This is a genomic window from Pedobacter sp. R20-19 (genome assembly GCF_000708265.2).
In the GTDB taxonomy this organism is placed as follows: Bacteria; Bacteroidota; Bacteroidia; order Sphingobacteriales; family Sphingobacteriaceae; genus Pedobacter.
Genome location: NZ_JCKI01000004.1, coordinates 204,193 through 222,725 on the forward strand (window position 1 = coordinate 204,193; position 18,533 = coordinate 222,725).

Genomic DNA, 18,533 nt, shown 5'->3' on the forward strand with positions numbered 1-18,533 from the left:
ACTAAATTAAGCAGAGAAGAGATTTTCAATCTCATGAAAAAATTTATCACTGAGGTAATCGGAGAAGAATTTGTGGAAGAAATGGACATTACGCCAGAAAGTTCATTTACCAAAGATTTAGAAATGGACAGCATTGAAATTGTGTCCTTTTCAGAAAAAATAAAAGCGCATTTCGGCGATCAGATTGATTTTACCGGGTGGCTTTCATCTATGGATTTAGATCAGTTAATCAATCTGAACTTAGGTATGATCATCTCTTACATCGAAGAATGCCAATCTTAAACATCAATCATCAATCGGTACATATTCAGGAGCTGAATCAAAACGCACCTGAAACCATTGTATTGGTACATGGCATGTTCAGTAATTTATCAGTATACTATTTCAGCGTCGCTCCTATTCTGGCTACGCATTTTCATGTAGTGTTATATGATTTAAAAAGTCACGGCATGAGTGAGAAAACCCTATCAGGTTATGACCTTGAAAGCATGACGGATGATTTAAAGGGTTTACTGGATACACTGAAATTAAAACAAGTTTACTTAGGTGGCTATAGTTTCGGTGGATTAATTGCTTTGAAAATGGCTATCCGCTTTCCAAACCTGATTAAAAAATTAGCAGTGATTGAAGCTCCTGATCCCAGCGATGAAAAAGCCAGGGGAATTATTGAGGAGTACAGCCGTGAGTTTTTAGAAAATTATATAGAGAATTTCACAGATACCACCAAGGTTAAAATGGGAAAGCGACAAATGGAAAAGAACCACCGGATGTATGAATATCTCTTCCATCAAACCTCTATTAAAGATGATATGATCTTGGAAAAAGATTTTTTTGAGGATAGTGCCATTAATCAACTTGATCAGGATGTGCTGTTGCTTTATGGTTTGACATCAAATTGCCTTGATGCTGGTAAAAACTTAAACCAAAAAATAAAAAATTCATCAATCCAAATTGTTGATGGCGATCATAACATTCCAATACAAGAGCCACAACTTATTGGTGAGGCGCTATTAAATTTCTTTCAACGAAAATAAAAAACATTAAGGCGTATGGCAAAATTTGTATTTATTGTACCTCCATTAACCGGTCACATTAACCCTACCCTAAGCCTGGGCACTGTTTTGTTGGAACGTGGGCACCGGGTAGGTTGGATTACTTTAGATCAATCGTTAGGTGATAAACTTCCTTTAGGTGGCGAACTTTTGCTCATCCAATACCATGAAGATGATCAGCAAAAAAAAGAAGCTGAAAAATACCTGGATATCATCACTCAAAAAGTAGTTTACGGAATTGATAGTGTTAAATTTTTATATGAAGAAGTGTTGATTCCGCTTAACCGACACAGTTATGATGGAATAGTTAGATGGCTGGATATATTTAAGCCTGATATGGTTATTACAGATCATCAAATGTTTGCAGGGGCAATGGCGGCCACCAATAGAAATCTCCCTTATGCCACCTCTGTTACTGCACCAGCAGCCATAAAGGTAATGGATGAATTGCCTAAGGTTCATGAGTGGGAAGTTAATCAGATCATGGCTTTGCAACGGGAGTTTGGTATTCATGAATCAAAAGCAATAGCTTGCTCTGACCTCCTGACACTTATTTTTACCTCCCGTGATTTTTTCGGGGAAATGGAATTACCAGAAAACTTCAAATTTGTAGGCCCGGTTTTTAACCAACGGAAGGTAGCAATCCCCTTTAATTGGGAGGCTTTTCAAAGCATTAGCCAACCAAAAATTCTAGTCAGCATTGGTACAACGTTCGATCATGAGCATAAAAAAAGCTTTTTCAGTAAAGTTATTGAGGCATTTGCCTCCGAGGATCTTCATGTAGTGGTTGTTTCTGACCCTGATTTATTTGAGGAATGGCCGAAAAATTTCACGGTTCAGAAACAAGTTCCTCAGGTTGAGTTACTACCTCATTTAACTGCAGTAGTTTGCCACGCAGGCCATAATACTGTTTGCGAAAGTTTAATGCATGGCTTGCCTTTAGTGGTTATTCCAATTGCTTATGATCAAAGTCATGTTGCGGGCCGGGTTGTGAGAGTGGGTGCAGGCGAAAGACTGAACTTCAATCGCTTTAAAGCGAAGCACCTTTTAGAAACCGTAAATGGCGTACTCGAAAATCCATCGTACAAGGAAGCTGCCATACAGATTAAACAATCATTTATTCATGCTGGCGGAAGTGAAACTGCAGCCGATTTATTAGAAAATGCACTTCTTGAAGCCAGTAAAACATTGATCATCTAATTTAAATCCATATGTCAAAATTTCTATTTGTTGTTCCGCCCTTCTTTGGCCACATTAGTCCAACACTCAGCATTGGGGCCAGCTTACTGGCTCGTGGACATGAAGTAAAATGGTTTGGAATCACTTCCTTGGCAAAGGTTCATCTCCCTGAAGGTGGTGAATTTATTTATCCGGAAGAAGATTTACTACCACATGCTGAAGAGATCGATTTGATTTTAAAACGCCAGGATGATGGACCATCATGTTCCGGTCCGGAAGTAATGAAGCTCGCCCTTGAAGAAACTTACGTTCCCTTTGCCCGCATCATGATGAAGCCATTGAATAATTTCGTCGATCAGTGGAAACCCGATGTGATTGTTAACGACTGTATTACTTTTGCAGGGGCACTATGCGCTCATTTAAAGGGTATTCCATCAGTTACTACCACACCTGTACCACCAGATGTGATGGGCGATACCGCGAACAGTGCACCCAAAATATTTGAGTGGCAACAAAATTTAATTTTAGGTCTGCAAAAAGAAGTGGGAATTTACAGTGATCAAATCCATATCCACTCGCATCAGCTGAACCTTGTTTTCACCTCACAAACTTTTGCTGGTTTCAAAGAAAAACCGCCACATATGCATTTCGTGGGTCCGGTTAAAGGTCGTCCGAACCTGGCAGCATTTGATTGGGATAGATTGGCTAAGGCAACTACTCCAAAGGTATTTGTTTCTTTAGGCACTTTATTGGTGGATATTCGTGCGGCATTTTTTAAAAAACTCATTGATGCCTTTGCTGGCGAACCTATTACCATTGTTGCGGCAACCAATCCGGATATTTTTGAAGAATGGCCAGATAATTTTATCGTAAGTGGCTTTGTTCCGCAGTCTGAACTGATGCCTCATATGGATGCTGTTATCTGTCACGGTGGTTTTAATACCGTAAATGACACCTTTACCAACGGCTTACCCATGTTGATTACGCCAATTGCTTATGATCATTTTCATACCGCAAAACTAATTGAGCAGGCTGGCTGTGGCGTAAGTATCAGGTATAAACGACTTCGGATAGCGGATTTAAGAAATACCGTATTCGAATTATTGGAAAATCCAAAATATCGTTTAGCAGCTCAAGACATCAGAGAAACCTTTGTTGCTGCAGGAGGAAATAACAAGGCTGTAGAATTACTGGAAGATTTCGCCAAAAATAATCACGTTTTAGAGCCTGCCTGATGAATCAAATCAAACGAAAATTACTCTTCGGCGAGAGAATGCTTTATGGCGATGGAACAAGTCCGTTTAATCTGGTTCTTCCATTTAAGATTAAGGGCGAAATTTCTGAAAATATCCTGGAGTCAGCACTTTTAAATATTCAAAAAAAACATCCGTGGCTGGCGGCAACTATCGAAATAGATGATCGTAAAAAGCCTTGGTTTACAACACGTTTGGCAGCGTTATTAAAAGTTCCGGTTCGTATTGTCGAACGCCTTAATGATACCAATTGGAAGGAAGAATCTGAACGGGAATGGCACCTGCCTTTTGATGGAGCCATGTCACCACTTTTTAGAGTTACCTGGATCAAAGGCTTAGTATATTCAGAATTTTTGCTGGTTTTTCACCATTGCCTTTGTGATGGAACTGCTGGCCTATCTATTTTGAGAGAGATCCTTTTATTGCTTGACAATCCGGATACTAAAATCGGTGAGGAAATAGCCATTCAAAGCATTAATGATATTGTTCCTAAGCAAATATTAAATAGTTATCGTAAACGAACCAAAAATGCATTGATTGGTAAAATGGCAACTTTAGCACTATGGATAATGCCTGTTAAAAAGGTTGTGATAGACCGGAAGCGAGACTTTTTAATTCACTGGAAGCTAAAGGAAGAACTTACCAGCCGGATATTAATCTTTTGTAAAGCCAATAAATTTACCGTAAACACTTTGCTCAGTGCCATTGTGTTAAAGGCATTCCATGAAGTAAGAGTAGAAAAATCTTTTAATAAAATATCTCTTCCGGTTGATATTAGAAATTTAAATCCACTGATTAAAAAGGACCATGTTTTTGCCTTTGGATTAATGATTGTGCTCTCTGCAGAAAAAAATGATCACTTTATTGATGGCGTTAAACAGCTACAGAAAAAGGTTGATCAGAAATTAGCAAAACTGGATCCGTATGCTTTAATGATGATGATGGAAGTTTGTCATCCTGCACTCCAGAATTTCAGTAAGCTACTAAAATATGGCAAAACAAGTAACGATTGTATGTTTTCGAACCTTGGAAAACTGGATTTCCCTCATGAATATGAAAATTTTGAGCTCGTAACCATTTACAGCCCTTCGGTAATCGGACCCCTAGGAAATACCACCACCATACTCACCTCTACCTTTAGAAACGAAATGGATTTTTCCTTCGTCGCCAGCGAGGGCTATCTTCCATTTAGAGATGCGCAGTTCATTCAGGAAAAGGTAATTGCTCTTTTAGAAGAATGTGTAAAAATATAGCGATGACGATATGAAAAGAAGATTAATTTTAGGCGAAAGAATCATGTATGTTGATCCAATAACGCCGTTAAACTGTGTTTTTGCTGCAAAAATACTAGGTGAATTGGAAGAAAATAATATTCAGCAGGCACTAGACAAAATTCAAAGCAAACATCCTTTGCTGCGGATGAATATTGAGATGATCAATAAAATTCCTCATTTTATACCTAACGATAATATTGATCAAATCCCGATACGTAAAGTGGCTTTCCTAAGCGACAGTGACTGGTTAAAAGAGTCCAAAACAGAATGGTATAAGCTCTTTAATCAAAACAATAAGCCTTTGGCTCGACTGGTATGGATAAAGGGTAATCTGGAATCCAATTTAATGTTGATTCTACCTCATTGCATTTGTGATGGAACGACCATAGCCAACCTGATGCAGGAGCTGTTAAATTTAATTGATCATCCAGAACAGGAACTTCAGCCTTATCAATCCTTTTCATCAGTTAATGAATTACTACCTCAAAAGGATTTGAAGCAAAATCTAATAAAAGGTAAAACATTTGCTGCTTTGGGAAGACTATTTTTTCTTTTCAAACCTACATCAGAAAAGAGATTTAATCCGAATAATTATGCCATTAACTGGAAATTGAGCAAGGAAGAAACAAAGGCTTTTTTGAACAAATGTAAAACAGAAAACACAAGCGTTCATGCGGCTATTTGTGCCATTTTTATTGATGCCTTTAAAAGGTTAAAGCAAGATAAAGCTCACGGAAAAATCATTTGTCCTGTAGATATCAGGCGATTTATACCGGGTATAAAGGCTGATACTATGTTTGCTTTTGCACCAATTGCTGAACTTAAAGTACCTGCTGGTGATACGGATATCTGGCAAAATGCCCGAATGCTAAAGGCTAATCTGGAGGATAAAATTAATAAAATGGATATCGTTCAACTTTTAAAAATGAGTGAATTTTTCCATTCCACTGCCAGTAAAATGATTGGTTTCTTACGTTCCACAAATGGTTCTCACGATATTACATTAAGCAATATGGGGCTGCTAAATATCAAGCAACACTATAAAACATTTAGTGTAGAAACCATTTATAGCCCTACGGTAGCCTTTCCATGGAAAAACGCTAATACATTGGTGGTAAGCACCTTTAACAACCAACTGGATTTCTCTTTCATGTCTGAAGAGACTTTTTTAAGGGAAAATGACGCACGATTAATTCAAGCCAGCGTAATTTCACTAATGACTAGCGATATCAATGAATATGCAAGCATCTGATCTGATGAAAATAAAAATGATTAGATGGCAAAAATTTGTTCGTAAAAATTTATTGTTATACTTTGTTCCAAATGTATTACTAAATACTATCATCCCCTATTTTGTACTGAGTACGCAACCCTCTGTTTACTTATTTAGCGGTGAGCAAAACCTGGCCCGTTTCCTATTGCCTATGTCGTTATTACTACCATTTCTCATCACCATAGATGTTTTGAAAAAAGTAAGGGCATTACAACATGATGATGCGATCCATTTTGTAATGAATAAAAAATTTGAAGAAAACCGTAAAATGTTCAAATTAGCTGGCCTGCATAGTTTTTATACCATATTAGTCGTATCCATTACCTTATTCATTATTCATATAAGCTTTCCTGATCATTTTGATTTTGGTGTAACGGCCTCTGTGGCATCATCTGGTATTTTAGCTGGTTTTTACTCCATCGCATTTTTCTTTTTATCCATTAGAAAAATAAGAAAGATTAAAGAGAGAGATATTTTAAATACGAACTCAGCCTGATAAATTTTATTCATCTGTTATCAATACGCTTAGTTATTTCTATAATCATAAAGATAGTTTGTTTGGTTAATTTGGGGCTTGAGGATTTGAGCCCCTTAACTCTTACAGACGAATTTCAACCCATACATTTATTTTACGAAAATATTTGAAAATGTAAAATTTAGACTACTTTTACAATGAATCTCCCCCTATTCGTTTTTCTAAACTTCTAATTTAAATTATATGGAAACGAGTAAATTCTCAAAATTTAGTGCTGAATTTTTAGGCACAATGGTATTGGTTTTAATGGGTTGCGGCAGCGCCGTAATTGCGGGGGCAGATGGCACAACTGGTGTCGGTTTGCTGGGTATTTCTTTTGCTTTTGGCCTCTCGGTTGTAGCAATGGCTTATGCAATAGGTCATATTTCTGGTTGCCACATCAATCCAGCTATTTCCATCGGCATGGTGGTGGCTGGTAGAATGAAGGCGAGTGAAGCAGCCTATTATATTGTTGCACAAGTATTAGGCGGAATTGCAGGTGCGGCATTGCTTTATCTTATTGTAAGCAATCAGGCTAATTTTGCCATGAAAGAATGGGCTTTGGGTTCTAACGGCTGGGGAAAAGGTTACCTGGCAGAATATAATTCAATTGCAGCGTTTGTTGCCGAAGCTGTTTTCACATTCATTTTTCTGCTGGTCATTTTTGGAGCAACCTCTACCAAAAATATTAATGGCGGTTTCGCCGGCCTGGCAATTGGCCTTTCATTGGTGCTCATTCATATCGTTGGAATTAAAATTACAGGGGTTTCTGTAAATCCAGCACGAAGTATTGGTCCGGCGTTGCTATCTGGCGGTGAAGCACTGAAACAAGTATGGATGTTTATAGCTGCACCGATTACTGGTGCTGTACTCAGTGCAGTAGTATGGAAAACAATTTTAGAAAAGAATTAATACTGCGTTAGCATTTATTTTTTCACCAATAAAAAAAGGTTTAAGGAAGATAAATCATATCTACTTCCTTAAACCTTTTTTACAATCTGTATTTTTAAATTTTGTCAAGGATTAATATCCTTCAACATTTAAACTTATAGGTTTTTTACAATAGCTTCATCTAAAGGCTTTGTTTTAGAACGGAAGCGGTGAACCAATTGACCTTTTTCATTGATCAGAAATTTCTCAAAATTCCATTTGATATCGCCTTGCTCCTCTGTATTGGTTTGAGAAGTCAGGTATTTAAATAATGGATTGATATCATCTCCCTTCACACTGGTTTTTTCTGCCATTAAGAATGATACATTATATTTACCAGTACAAAACTCTTTAATTTCTGCATTAGTAGAAAACTCCTGACCGCCAAAATTACCTGCAGGAAAACCAATTAACACTACTTTTTTACCATATTGCTTCTGTAGTTTTTCTAAATCTTCGTACTGTGGCGTGAAACCGCATTTTGAAGCCGTATTCACTATCATAATTTTTTTGCCTTTAAATTTCGACAGTTTTACTTCTTTACCATCAATGGTTTTAAAACTGAAATCGTAAACAGTTTTTGGTGGATTCGGAACCAAAAAGTTTAATAGGATTAGAATTGTGCTGATCATCGTTCTTTTTTATTTTATATACGAATATAGGTACAAAAAGTTTTCCAGAAGGTAATGTTCCTGTAAATAATGTAAAAAGCCCCTATCCGCCTAACGGCACCTTTCCCCGGGAAGGAAAGGATTAAGAAAAGCATTCTTCGCACCTCATGATCGACGACCTGCTATTTCCACCCGGCCAACTGGCCCAGGAAATTATGGAAGGAGAAGCTGTTGAAAATTTAACCTCTCCCATTCAATTATCACCTTAAGGTCAACAGCAGTAAAATATCGCTAAGCCACTACAGTTTGAATTGGTTGGTATTGGTTAGTTTGGTTGGTGAGCCACCAACCAAAGGTATTGGGGGTCAAACAATTAACCTGAATTAGATAATTATTTGATTTATTTTAACACCCCGGTCTGCGACCACCCTCCGATGCATCGGAAGGTGCCAACAGGCGGATAGGGGTTCAACAATAGCGATAAAATCGCTACTCTCATTCATCCTCTTTAAAAACGAGGACGATGTATATAACCATTAATGATTCTGTTTTCTTAAAATAATGATTAGCCTCACTTCTTAAATTTGAAAAAAAATCGTATAAAATTCCATGCATGTTTTGATTTATGCTTTAATTATAGCTTTATTTGCACAAAATCGTATTTCATGGCTAAAAACTTATTAATCGTCGAGTCTCCCGCAAAAGCTAAAACCATAGAGGGCTATTTAGGAAAAGATTTCCTTGTGAAATCAAGCTACGGCCATATCCGGGATTTGGTAAAAGGCGACATGGCCATTGATATTAAAAACAACTTTGCCCAGACTTACGAAGTGCCTGCTGATAAAAAAAGTATGGTTGCTGAATTAAAGAAATTAGCAAAGGAAGCCGAAATGGTATGGCTAGCATCCGATGAGGACCGTGAGGGGGAAGCGATTTCCTGGCACTTATTTGAGACTTTAGGTTTGAAGGAAGAGAAAACCAAAAGAATCGTGTTTCATGAAATCACTAAGCCTGCGATTTTAAAAGCCATTGATAGTCCGAGAAGTATTGATTATAATTTAGTGAACGCCCAACAGGCTCGCCGTGTGTTAGATAGATTGGTGGGTTTTGAACTATCACCTGTATTGTGGAAAAAAGTAAAACCATCACTATCAGCTGGTCGTGTTCAATCCGTTGCAGTACGCTTAATTGTTGATAGAGAAAGAGAAGTTCAAAACTTTAATGCTTCGGCAGCATTTAAAATTACCGCCCAGTTTTCTACTGGTAAGGGCAGAGAAACCGTAAAAGCAGAATTGCCTCAACGTTTCGATAGCGAAGCTGATGCAGAAAAATTTCTTCAGGATTGTGCAACAGCCAAATTCGATATCACCAGCCTGGAAACCAGACCAGCAAAACGTAACCCTGCTGCCCCATTTACCACCTCAACCTTACAACAAGAAGCCTCTAGAAAATTAGGTTTTTCCGTAGCCAGAACCATGCAGGTGGCGCAAAGATTATATGAAGCCGGTAAGATTACTTACATGAGAACGGATTCAGTAAACTTATCTGATACAGCTTTATCTGCTGCAGAACAAGAAATAAAATCGGCCTATGGTAATCAGTACCATCAGCCAAGAAAATATAAAACGAAATCTGCAGGTGCTCAAGAGGCTCACGAAGCCATCCGCCCAACTTATTTTGACAGACACACGGTAGATGGCGATATTTCTGAAAAGCGTTTGTACGATTTGATTTGGAAACGTTCCATTGCTTCACAAATGAGTGAGGCACTCTTTGAAAAAACGACTGCTCAAATCACCGCATCTACCAGAAAAGAGCATTTAGTTGCCGAAGGTGAAGTATTAAAATTCGATGGTTTCCTAAAGGTTTATCTAGAATCTACGGATGATGAAGAAGGTGAAGAAAAAGAAGGTGGCGCAATCCTCCCTCCTTTAGCTAAGGGACAAGAATTATTCTTAAACGAAATGCAGGCTACGGAACGTTATTCTCGTCCGCCAGCAAGATATACAGAGGCCAGTTTAGTTAAGAAATTAGAAGAACTGGGAATTGGCCGCCCGTCTACTTATGCACCAACCATTTCTACTGTTCAAAATCGTGGTTATGTGGTTAAGGAAGACAGAGATGGTAAACCACGTAAGTTTACAGCGATTGTTTTAAATAACGGAGCGGTTAAAAAAGAAATTAAATCTGAAATTTCAGGTGCTGAAAAATCAAAACTCTTCCCTACTGATATTGGCGAAGTTGTAAATGATTTTCTGGTTGAACATTTTAAAGGTATTGTCGATTTCAATTTTACAGCTAATGTAGAAAAGGAATTTGATGAGATTGCACAAGGTTTACAGGAATGGACTAAAATGCTCCACTCTTTCTACAATCCATTTCATTTAGAAGTTGAAAACACTTTAGAAACTGCAGAACGTGCCACGGGTGAACGTTTATTGGGAACAGATCCGGCTACGGGCAAAAATGTATATACCAAGGTTGGTAAGTTTGGGCCACTTGTTCAGATTGGCGAACAGGACGATGAAGAAAAGCCTCGCTATGCCAGTTTAATGCGCAGCCAATCCGTTGCTACAATCCAGCTCGAAGATGCTTTAGAACTGTTTAAGCTTCCCTTTTCGCTTCCTGATTTTGAAGGTAAAGAAGTGATGATTGGTGTCGGACGTTTCGGCCCCTACGTAAAGTGGGGTGAGAGCTTTATTTCACTGCCAAAAAATGAGGAAGCTTTATCGGTAACCTATGATCGGGCGGTTGAAATTATTAAGGAGAAAATGGATGCTGACGCACCTATTGCGCATTATCAAGGTTTAGGTGTAACAAAAGGGAAAGGCCGTTTCGGACCGTTCATTAAATGGAATGATTTATTCATTAATATCCCTGCAAAGGGTTATGATTTCGATAACTTATCTCAGGAAGACATTGAAGCATTGATCAGTAAAAAGGTGGAGAAAGAAGCTAATCGTTTTATCAAAACCTGGGATGCAGAAAAAATTTCTATTGAAAATGGCCGTTGGGGACCGTTTATCCGTTTCGGTAAACTCATGCTTAAACTCAGAAATAATGAGGCCACCAAACAAAAATATACACCTGAAGAATTGGTAGATATTGATTTGGAAGTGGTTAAAAAAATGATTGTTGAGCAAGTGCCTAACGCATTTGAAACCAAGAAAAAAGCACCAGCAAAAAAGAAAGCACCAGCAGCGAAAAAAGCCGTTGCGAAGAAAAAATAGATCAGGATTAAAAGATTTTAGGATTATCAGGATTAAATTTACATGCTATTATTCTATCATTCAAAATTTCAATTATTCCATCATTCAAAATTCAATCATTAAAAAATTGAAAGCAGATTTACCAGAAAATATAGTTGAAGATATTGCAATGGCAGTTGTGCTGATGGGTGAAACGCCGGAAGTTAAAAACTGGACGGTTTATTTGGTCAACTTAAAAAACGAGCCGATTACCAATGTGCTAATCAGTTCTAAAGGTTATGGAGAAAAAGATGGCAAGCAGGTTAAAACTTCTGTTTTGCGACATTTCTTAGGCGATATGGCTGCACAGGACTTTAGAGGTGTAGAAGCTATTGATCCGGAAGTTTTCGGCTTAACCAATGAATACTGGCTGAGTTATTATATCGGTTCTACCATTTACGATAAGAAGTTTATTTTTCTCCCGGAAAGCATCGTTGATACCAATCTGATTAAAATTCCATTAGTGAACAGACCAGGTGTGATGATTAAGTAAACAGGTTATAGGGTTAGGGTTTAGGAGGTTAGAGATAAATTGAAAATAGAGATATTGTTTTTGCTGTCCTAAAGACATTCAAGAGTGATACATAAACAGGTTATAGGGTTAGGGTTTAGGAGGTTAGGCATTAATTGGAAATCGTGACTCTAAACTTATTAAAGCACAATGACTCTTGACTCCGGACTTGAGACTAAATTAAGGCTCAAGACTAATTAAGGCACCTAGGACTCAAGACTCCGAACTCCAAACTCAAGACTTTAAACTCAACTAAGGCGCCCAGGACTCTAGACTCCGAACTATAGACTTAAGACTAACTTAAGGTACTTTAACCGCCTGTCTGCCAAGCAACTTCCAGCCTGATTTCTCTTTACTCCAGATCAGTAAAATATAAAGGTTTACGCTTCCCTTAACTCCTTTATCATTTGTTTGCGCCATCAATTTATGACGCACAAGTGCAGTATTGCCTTGCACGATGGTTTTAGGATCACCTATAATAATATCATCCAGAAAATCTGATTCACCAGAAAGTAATGAATGCATAAACTCTTGCTTACTTTGAATCTTTCCACTCGAATGGCCATAGCTCAAATTATTTAAAAGCAATTGATCCAGTTTAACACTATCCGGGTTGACCATCAATCTCAACAATTTGCTTACGGCTTCGTTAACTTCTTTTTCGGCATTTGTTTGTTGCGCAAAAGAAATATGCGTGAGTATCATCAGGCATCCAAAAATCAATATTTTCTTCATTATATCTGGTTTAATAAGGTTGATGACGTAAACATATCTAAATCATCCTAAAGGAACAAATCGAAAAGTGAAGAAACGTTTCAGATCATTGATTAATAATTAGAATACTAGCATATATAACATCGATATATAAATTTTAGAAAAAAAAAGAATCAGTGCAATAAAGACTATTAAAAACTACAATACCACTCAAATTACATCTTACTTTTCAACATCATTCCTATTCACATTAATTTTATTTAATTTCCTCCATCTAAAATAAAACATAATTCCAAAATGGAGCAACCATCTACCTATCAATCATCATCCAAAAAGAAATTTATTTTTATAGGTCTTTTAGCCGTATCTATTGCTGCAATCGTCTTTATTTATTTCCGTCACAAGAAAAAATCAAATGAAGACAATCAGGCCTATGCCAAATACATTGAGGCATATACCTCGGGCACAATATCTAAGAAAAGTTTTATCCGTGTTCACCTTGCCAATGCAGCAACGGGTATGCAGGATTTGGGAAAGGCAGACTCCAGGGACTTGTTCGATTTCTCGCCTTCTATTTCGGGAAAAACTTATTGGATTGATCCACAAACGGTTGAATTCAGACCAGATGAAAACCTGAAACCAGGTAAAGAATACGAAGCAAGCTTCAAATTATCGGAAGTTTCGGCAACGGAAAAAGGACTGGAAGATTTTGATTTTGAATTCAAGGTGATTACACCTGGCATTATGCTTACTCAAAATGGTTTGGTTTCTCAAAATAATACTTCGTTGGAGTATATGAAACTGACAGGTGAAGTGGCTACAGCAGATGCCGAAGAAACCGCTAAAATTGAAAAAGTCATTACCCTTGATTTTGACCAGAAACTAAAAATAAAATGGCAGCACGATCCTGCAAAAAATATATCAAAATTTACGGTAGATAGCATCAAGAAAAAAGCATCAGACCAAACCCTTAAATTAGATTGGGATGGCGATGAATTGGATGCAGCGCAAAAAGGTAAAGAAGAAATCCGTATACCTGCCTTAAACAAATTTGAAATTCTGGATATGAAAGCGATTCAGGGCGAAGAAGACTACGCCCTGGTACAATTTTCTGAACCCATTGGCGTAGGTCAGGATTTAACAGGTATGATTGCGCTTGGAAATTTAAGTGATTTAAGGTTTACGATAGATGCCAGTCAGGTAAAGGTGTATGCAGCAGAAGAGCTGAAAGGAAATTACACTTTGAACGTTAACAATGGCGTAGAAAATATTAATGGCAAAACATTAGCAGGTGGCAAAACTGCCAATCTGGTTTTTGAAGATAAATTACCAGCTGTAACCATTGCAGGTGCGGGCACAATTCTGCCAAATTCAAGCAAACTCGTATTACCTTTTGAAGCCATCAACCTTAAGGCAGTAGATGTTACCGTCATTAAAATATATGAAAATAATATTCCTCAATTCTTCCAGAGCAATAGTTACCGTGATGGAAATGAACTTAGAAGAGTAGCTAAACCGATTCTGCAGAAAACCATACGACTGGATGAAGACAAATCTTTAAACCTGCATAAAAAAAATCGCTTTACACTAGATTTGGATAAGATGATCCGTACAGAGCCTGGTGCCATGTACCGTGTAACCATCGCATTCAGAAGGGAATACAATGCTTATAACTGTAAAGCTAATGATGAGAAAGAGGAAAGTGATGGGGAAGATAGCTATTATGGTGAGAACGAAGGATATGGTGAAAAAATAGATGAAGATGACGATTTCTGGCAAAGATACAATAACTACTACCCTACCAATTACCGTTGGAATGACAAGGATAATCCTTGTACACCGTCATTTTATACCAACCAACGTTGGGTAAGCAGGAATTTATTGGCTTCCAATATCGGTTTGGTTGCTAAACGAGGAAATGATAACAGCATGCTGATTGTAGCCACAGATTTGTTAACAGCCAAACCATTAAGCGGAGTTGATCTGGAGTTGATGGATTACCAGAAGCAGATCATTTTTACAACGAAGACAGACGGTGATGGCTTTGCCCGTTTTGACTTAAAACGCCAGCCCTTTTTGCTGATTGCAAAAAATGGTTCGGAACGTGGATACCTAAAACTAGATGATGGAAGTTCGCTCCCATTGAGTCGTTTTGATGTAAGCGGCGATGTAGTTCAAAGTGGTTTAAAAGGATTTATTTATGGGGAACGTGGAGTTTGGCGACCTGGAGATAGTTTGTTTGTGTCTTTCGTACTGGAAGATAAACTAAAAAAACTGCCGGCAAATTATCCGGTTACCATGGAATTTTATAACCCAAAAGGGCAATTATACAAACGCCTGATTAATGGCAAGCCTTTAAATGGTTTTTACACTTTCAAAACGTCAACCGAAAATACAGCACCAACCGGTAACTGGATGGCAAAAGTGAAGGCTGGTGGAGCAACTTTTACCAAAACCCTTAAGATTGAAACGGTTATGCCAAACCGGTTAAAGATTGATTTTAATGTTGGCAACAGGCCTTATCTTACTACCGGAACTTCTGCCGCTACCCTATCAGCTAAATGGTTGTTTGGTGCTGCCGCTCAAAATTTAAAGGCTAAGGTTGATGTGAATTTAAATACCACAGAAACTAAATTCAAAGGCTTTGAAGGCTACAGTTTTGATAACCCTACGGTTAACTTTGAATCGCAGGTGAAGACCATTTTTGAGGGTACATTAAATGCCGCAGGAAGTGCGCAAGTCAATACCAATTTAAATGAAAACAATACCGCTCCGGGTGTTTTAAGGGCTAATTTTACTACGAAAGTTTTTGAACCAGGCGGGAATTTTAGTATTGATAATTTTAGTATTCCTTATCATGTTTATAAAAGCTATTTGGGTATTCGCCCGGAAAAGGGAGATAAACTCAGTGGCATGCTGGTTACCGGCAAAGACCATAAAATTGAGATTGTAAATGTGAATACAGATGGAAAATTACTTTCTGGCAGTAAAACCGTACAGGTAGAACTATACAAAACACAATGGCGCTGGTGGTGGGAACAGGATGATCAGTATACCTATGCCAACTTCACACAAAATCAATACAACAAGCTGGTAGAAACACATCAAGTTACCCTATCAAATGGAAAAGGCAGCTGGAATTTAAAAATTGATGAACCTGAATGGGGTCGGTATTTAATTTTAGTTCGGGATGCAAATGGTGGGCATGTGACCGGAAAATCAGTTTATGTAGATTGGCCGGGATGGGCACAACGTGAACAAGGATCAAACCCAACAGAAGCGTCCATGTTATCATTTACCGCAAATAAAGAGAAATTTACTGTAGGTGAAGATATTACGCTAACCATTCCTACTGCTGAAAATGGTAGAGCACTGGTATCTATTGAAAATGGAAGTCGGGTTTTAAAAACCTTCTGGATTGATACTAAAGCCGGACAAACCCAGTATAAATTTAAGGCAGAAAAGGAAATGGCGCCAAATGTTTTTGCTAACATTACATTATTACAGCCTCACGCACAAACGGTTAATGATTTACCAATCCGCATGTATGGAGCAATTCCGATTCTGGTAGAAGATCCGCAAACCATTTTGAAACCTACCATCAAAATGCAGGATAAGATTAAACCGGAAACTGTAAATACCATTACGGTTGGAGAACAGAACGGAAAGGCAATGACTTACACCATTGCACTGGTTGACGAAGGCTTATTGGATTTAACACGTTTCAAAACTCCAGACCCACATGGTGCATTCTATGCCCGTGAAGGATTAGGCGTTAAAACCTGGGATTTATTTGATTATGTTTTAGGTGCATGGGGTGGAAACCTGGAAAGAATTTTAAGTATTGGTGGCGATGGCAGTATCAATAAAAACTTAAATCCAGCAAAAGCTAATCGATTTAAAGCAGTGGTTAAATATATGGGACCATTTACCATTGGTAAAGGTGAAAGCAAAACCCATAAATTTAAATTACCACAATATATTGGAGCAGTAAGGGCAATGGTAGTAGCCGGACAGGATGCAGCTTATGGCTTTGCAGAAAAATCAGTTCAGGTGAAAAAGCCTTTAATGGTTTTAGCAACATTGCCACGGGTAATTGGTCCGGGTGAAACCTTTACTTTACCCGTTACAGTTTTTGCAACAGAAAAAAATCTGAAAAATGTTTCCGTTCAACTTCAGGCAAGTAATCTAATTGTTCAGGGTAACAATAAACAACAGCTTTTTTACAAGCAAACTGGAGAGCAAATGGCCTATTTTGAGGTAAAAGCACCTAATACAGTTGGCATTGCTAAAGTGAAAGTTATTGCACAAAGTGGCGGTGAGCGAACTGACTATGACGTGGAAATGGATATTCGAAATCCAAACCCTTATGTAACCAATGTAGTTTCTGCAACCGTTCAACCTGGTCAGAAATGGGCAATAAATTATTCACCTATCGGGATGACCGGAACAAATTCAGGTGCACTTGAAGTGTCTTCTATCCCATCGATTAATTTAAAGAAACGCCTGAGTTACCTGATCCAATATCCGCATGGATGTATTGAGCAAACTACTTCAGGTATTTTTCCACAGTTGTATTTAGATCGGTTAAGTCCGTTGAATGAGCAACAAAAAGCCATGACGGAGAAAAATATTAAAGCGGGAATTAATAAAATAAAAGGATTCCAAACCACTGATGGTGGATTATCTTACTGGCCTGGTGAAGGAAATGCAGATGAATGGGGAAGTAATTATGGTGGCCACTTTTTAGTTGAAGCACAAAATGCGGGCTACACCTTACCTGTAGGATTGCTAGAGGATTTACTGCGTTATCAAAAAACAAAAGCAACTAATTGGGCACCTAACAGCAATAATTTTTATGGTGGCGATTTATCTCAGGCTTATCGCTTATACATGCTTGCGCTTGCAAAAAAACCAGAAATGGCTGCGATGAACAGGTTAAAAGCATTTGAGTACTTATCCGTTTCTGCAAAATGGCGTTTGGCTGCTGCTTATAAATTAGCAGGACAAAATGATGTGGCACAAAACATGATTCGTGGATTAGACACTTCCATCCAGCCATACAAACAGTTGGGTGGAACTTACGGTTCTGATGTTCGCGATGAAGCAATGATTTTAGAGACTTTAACCTTGCTCGGTCAGAAAGCTAAGGCAGCAAGTTTATTACAACCTTTGGCAGCAAAATTAGGTGAGAATACCTGGTATAGCACCCAAACTACAGCATATAGTTTACTGGCCATTGCTAAATTTTGCGGTACTACACAGTCTGCTAATAAACTACAATATCAATATGTTCTAGATGGAAAAACAGCCGCTGTAAATTCGAATCAGTATTTAAGCAGTACAGCAGTAAACTTTAAAGGAAACACCGCATCCGTAACCAATAGTGGTAAAAATGTATTGTTTGTTCGTTTGGTTTTGGAAGGACAACCCGTTGCAGGTCAGAATAATTTCTTACCAAACCGACCTGAGGTATTGGATATGAATGTAATTTACAAACGCTTAAATGGAACCACACTAGATCCTACCACACTGAAACAAGGAATGGATTTCTATGCTGAGGTAACAGTTAAGAATCCGGGAAGAATGGGATATTATGAACAAATGGCTTTAACGCAGATTTTCCCATCCGGATGGGAGATTATTAACACCAGGGTAAATGATAATCAAAGTATCCTGGCTTCATCTCCTTTCACTTATCAGGATATCAGGGATGACCGGGTTTTCACTTATTTCAACATCCGTGAAAATGAAAGCTTGGTTTACAAGGTATTGCTGAATGCTTCCTATTTAGGTAAATATTATTTATCAGCAGTGCAATGTGAGGCCATGTATAACAATGATGTTTCGGCAACACAAGATGGTAAATGGGTGCAGGTAGTGAAATAGATCTAACCATGTTTTGGCTAGACATTAGTACAAGTGTAAGATTTACACTCGTTTTTGTAACGAGTGTAAATTTTTAATATATTTA

At 38.0% G+C, this 18,533-nt stretch carries 13 protein-coding genes; 11 read left to right on the forward strand and 2 right to left on the reverse strand.

All coding sequences use genetic code 11. From position 1 onward, the window contains the following. Positions 1 to 33 precede the first annotated feature (33 nt). From AN34_RS11210 to aqpZ, 8 genes are all read left to right on the forward strand, one after another. The gene (locus AN34_RS11210) at positions 34 to 282 is read left to right on the forward strand and encodes a phosphopantetheine-binding protein (RefSeq protein ID WP_229676745.1); all 249 of its coding nucleotides are present in this window, start codon (positions 34 to 36) and stop codon (positions 280 to 282) included. Then, the gene (locus AN34_RS11215) at positions 270 to 1,034 is read left to right on the forward strand and encodes an alpha/beta fold hydrolase (RefSeq protein WP_029285387.1); all 765 of its coding nucleotides are present in this window, start codon (positions 270 to 272) and stop codon (positions 1,032 to 1,034) included. Before AN34_RS11210 ends, AN34_RS11215 begins: the two co-directional genes overlap by 13 nt. 15 nt (positions 1,035 to 1,049) lie before the next feature. Next, positions 1,050 to 2,252 (forward strand): glycosyltransferase, encoded by a 1,203-nt coding sequence (locus tag AN34_RS11220; protein WP_029285389.1) that lies wholly within the window; start codon positions 1,050 to 1,052, stop codon positions 2,250 to 2,252. 11 nt (positions 2,253 to 2,263) lie between these two features. Further along, a complete protein-coding gene (locus tag AN34_RS11225) occupies positions 2,264 to 3,466 on the forward strand; it encodes a glycosyltransferase (protein ID WP_029285391.1) in 1,203 nt (400 codons plus the stop codon). Next, on the forward strand, positions 3,466 to 4,737 hold the full coding sequence (locus AN34_RS11230) for a hypothetical protein (protein ID WP_029285393.1): 1,272 nt from the start codon (positions 3,466 to 3,468) through the stop codon (positions 4,735 to 4,737). Before AN34_RS11225 ends, AN34_RS11230 begins: the two co-directional genes overlap by 1 nt. Before the next feature lie 10 nt (positions 4,738 to 4,747). Then, positions 4,748 to 6,010: a hypothetical protein gene (locus tag AN34_RS11235; RefSeq protein WP_029285395.1), complete on the forward strand. Its 1,263-nt coding sequence runs from the start codon at positions 4,748 to 4,750 to the stop codon at positions 6,008 to 6,010. A 16-nt stretch (positions 6,011 to 6,026) separates the two neighbouring features. After that, positions 6,027 to 6,527: a hypothetical protein gene (locus tag AN34_RS11240; RefSeq protein WP_157263290.1), complete on the forward strand. Its 501-nt coding sequence runs from the start codon at positions 6,027 to 6,029 to the stop codon at positions 6,525 to 6,527. Positions 6,528 to 6,749: 222 nt separating this feature from the next. Beyond that, on the forward strand, positions 6,750 to 7,457 hold the full coding sequence (gene aqpZ, locus AN34_RS11245) for an aquaporin Z (protein WP_029285399.1): 708 nt from the start codon (positions 6,750 to 6,752) through the stop codon (positions 7,455 to 7,457). A 134-nt stretch (positions 7,458 to 7,591) separates the two neighbouring features. Here aqpZ and AN34_RS11250 read toward each other — a convergent pair whose 3' ends face one another. Continuing rightward, on the reverse strand, positions 7,592 to 8,107 hold the full coding sequence (locus tag AN34_RS11250) for a glutathione peroxidase (protein WP_029285401.1): 516 nt from the start codon (positions 8,105 to 8,107) through the stop codon (positions 7,592 to 7,594). Positions 8,108 to 8,751: 644 nt separating this feature from the next. On the opposite strand from AN34_RS11250, the gene topA reads away from it, so the two are divergent. Continuing rightward, complete coding sequence (topA, locus tag AN34_RS11255; protein ID WP_029285403.1) at positions 8,752 to 11,316, forward strand: type I DNA topoisomerase; 2,565 nt, start codon at positions 8,752 to 8,754, stop codon at positions 11,314 to 11,316. 106 nt (positions 11,317 to 11,422) lie between these two features. Next, complete coding sequence (locus AN34_RS11260) at positions 11,423 to 11,827, forward strand: hypothetical protein (RefSeq protein ID WP_029285405.1); 405 nt, start codon at positions 11,423 to 11,425, stop codon at positions 11,825 to 11,827. 318 nt (positions 11,828 to 12,145) lie between these two features. On the opposite strand, the gene AN34_RS11265 is transcribed toward AN34_RS11260, so the two are convergent. Further along, positions 12,146 to 12,580: a nuclear transport factor 2 family protein gene (locus tag AN34_RS11265; RefSeq protein WP_029285407.1), complete on the reverse strand. Its 435-nt coding sequence runs from the start codon at positions 12,578 to 12,580 to the stop codon at positions 12,146 to 12,148. Positions 12,581 to 12,856: 276 nt separating this feature from the next. Here AN34_RS11265 and AN34_RS11270 point away from each other — a divergent pair, with 276 nt between their 5' ends. After that, the gene (locus AN34_RS11270; RefSeq protein WP_029285409.1) at positions 12,857 to 18,448 is read left to right on the forward strand and encodes an alpha-2-macroglobulin; all 5,592 of its coding nucleotides are present in this window, start codon (positions 12,857 to 12,859) and stop codon (positions 18,446 to 18,448) included. The last annotated feature ends 85 nt before the right edge of the window (positions 18,449 to 18,533 follow it).

What these genes read in the sequence shown, in the direction of transcription:
- AN34_RS11225 (WP_029285391.1), top strand. Translation starts at nt 2,264, where the DNA reads ATGTCAAAATTTCTATTTGTTGTTCCGCCCTTCTTTGGCCACATTAGT.
- AN34_RS11230 (WP_029285393.1), top strand. Translation starts at nt 3,466, where the DNA reads ATGAATCAAATCAAACGAAAATTACTCTTCGGCGAGAGAATGCTTTAT.
- AN34_RS11220 (WP_029285389.1), top strand. Translation starts at nt 1,050, where the DNA reads ATGGCAAAATTTGTATTTATTGTACCTCCATTAACCGGTCACATTAAC.
- AN34_RS11250 (WP_029285401.1), bottom strand. Translation starts at nt 8,107, where the DNA reads ATGATCAGCACAATTCTAATCCTATTAAACTTTTTGGTTCCGAATCCA.
- AN34_RS11215 (WP_029285387.1), top strand. Translation starts at nt 270, where the DNA reads ATGCCAATCTTAAACATCAATCATCAATCGGTACATATTCAGGAGCTG.
- AN34_RS11240 (WP_157263290.1), top strand. Translation starts at nt 6,027, where the DNA reads ATGATTAGATGGCAAAAATTTGTTCGTAAAAATTTATTGTTATACTTT.
- aqpZ (WP_029285399.1), top strand. Translation starts at nt 6,750, where the DNA reads ATGGAAACGAGTAAATTCTCAAAATTTAGTGCTGAATTTTTAGGCACA.
- AN34_RS11210 (WP_229676745.1), top strand. Translation starts at nt 34, where the DNA reads ATGAAAAAATTTATCACTGAGGTAATCGGAGAAGAATTTGTGGAAGAA.
- topA (WP_029285403.1), top strand. Translation starts at nt 8,752, where the DNA reads ATGGCTAAAAACTTATTAATCGTCGAGTCTCCCGCAAAAGCTAAAACC.
- AN34_RS11270 (WP_029285409.1), top strand. Translation starts at nt 12,857, where the DNA reads ATGGAGCAACCATCTACCTATCAATCATCATCCAAAAAGAAATTTATT.
- AN34_RS11265 (WP_029285407.1), bottom strand. Translation starts at nt 12,580, where the DNA reads ATGAAGAAAATATTGATTTTTGGATGCCTGATGATACTCACGCATATT.
- AN34_RS11235 (WP_029285395.1), top strand. Translation starts at nt 4,748, where the DNA reads ATGAAAAGAAGATTAATTTTAGGCGAAAGAATCATGTATGTTGATCCA.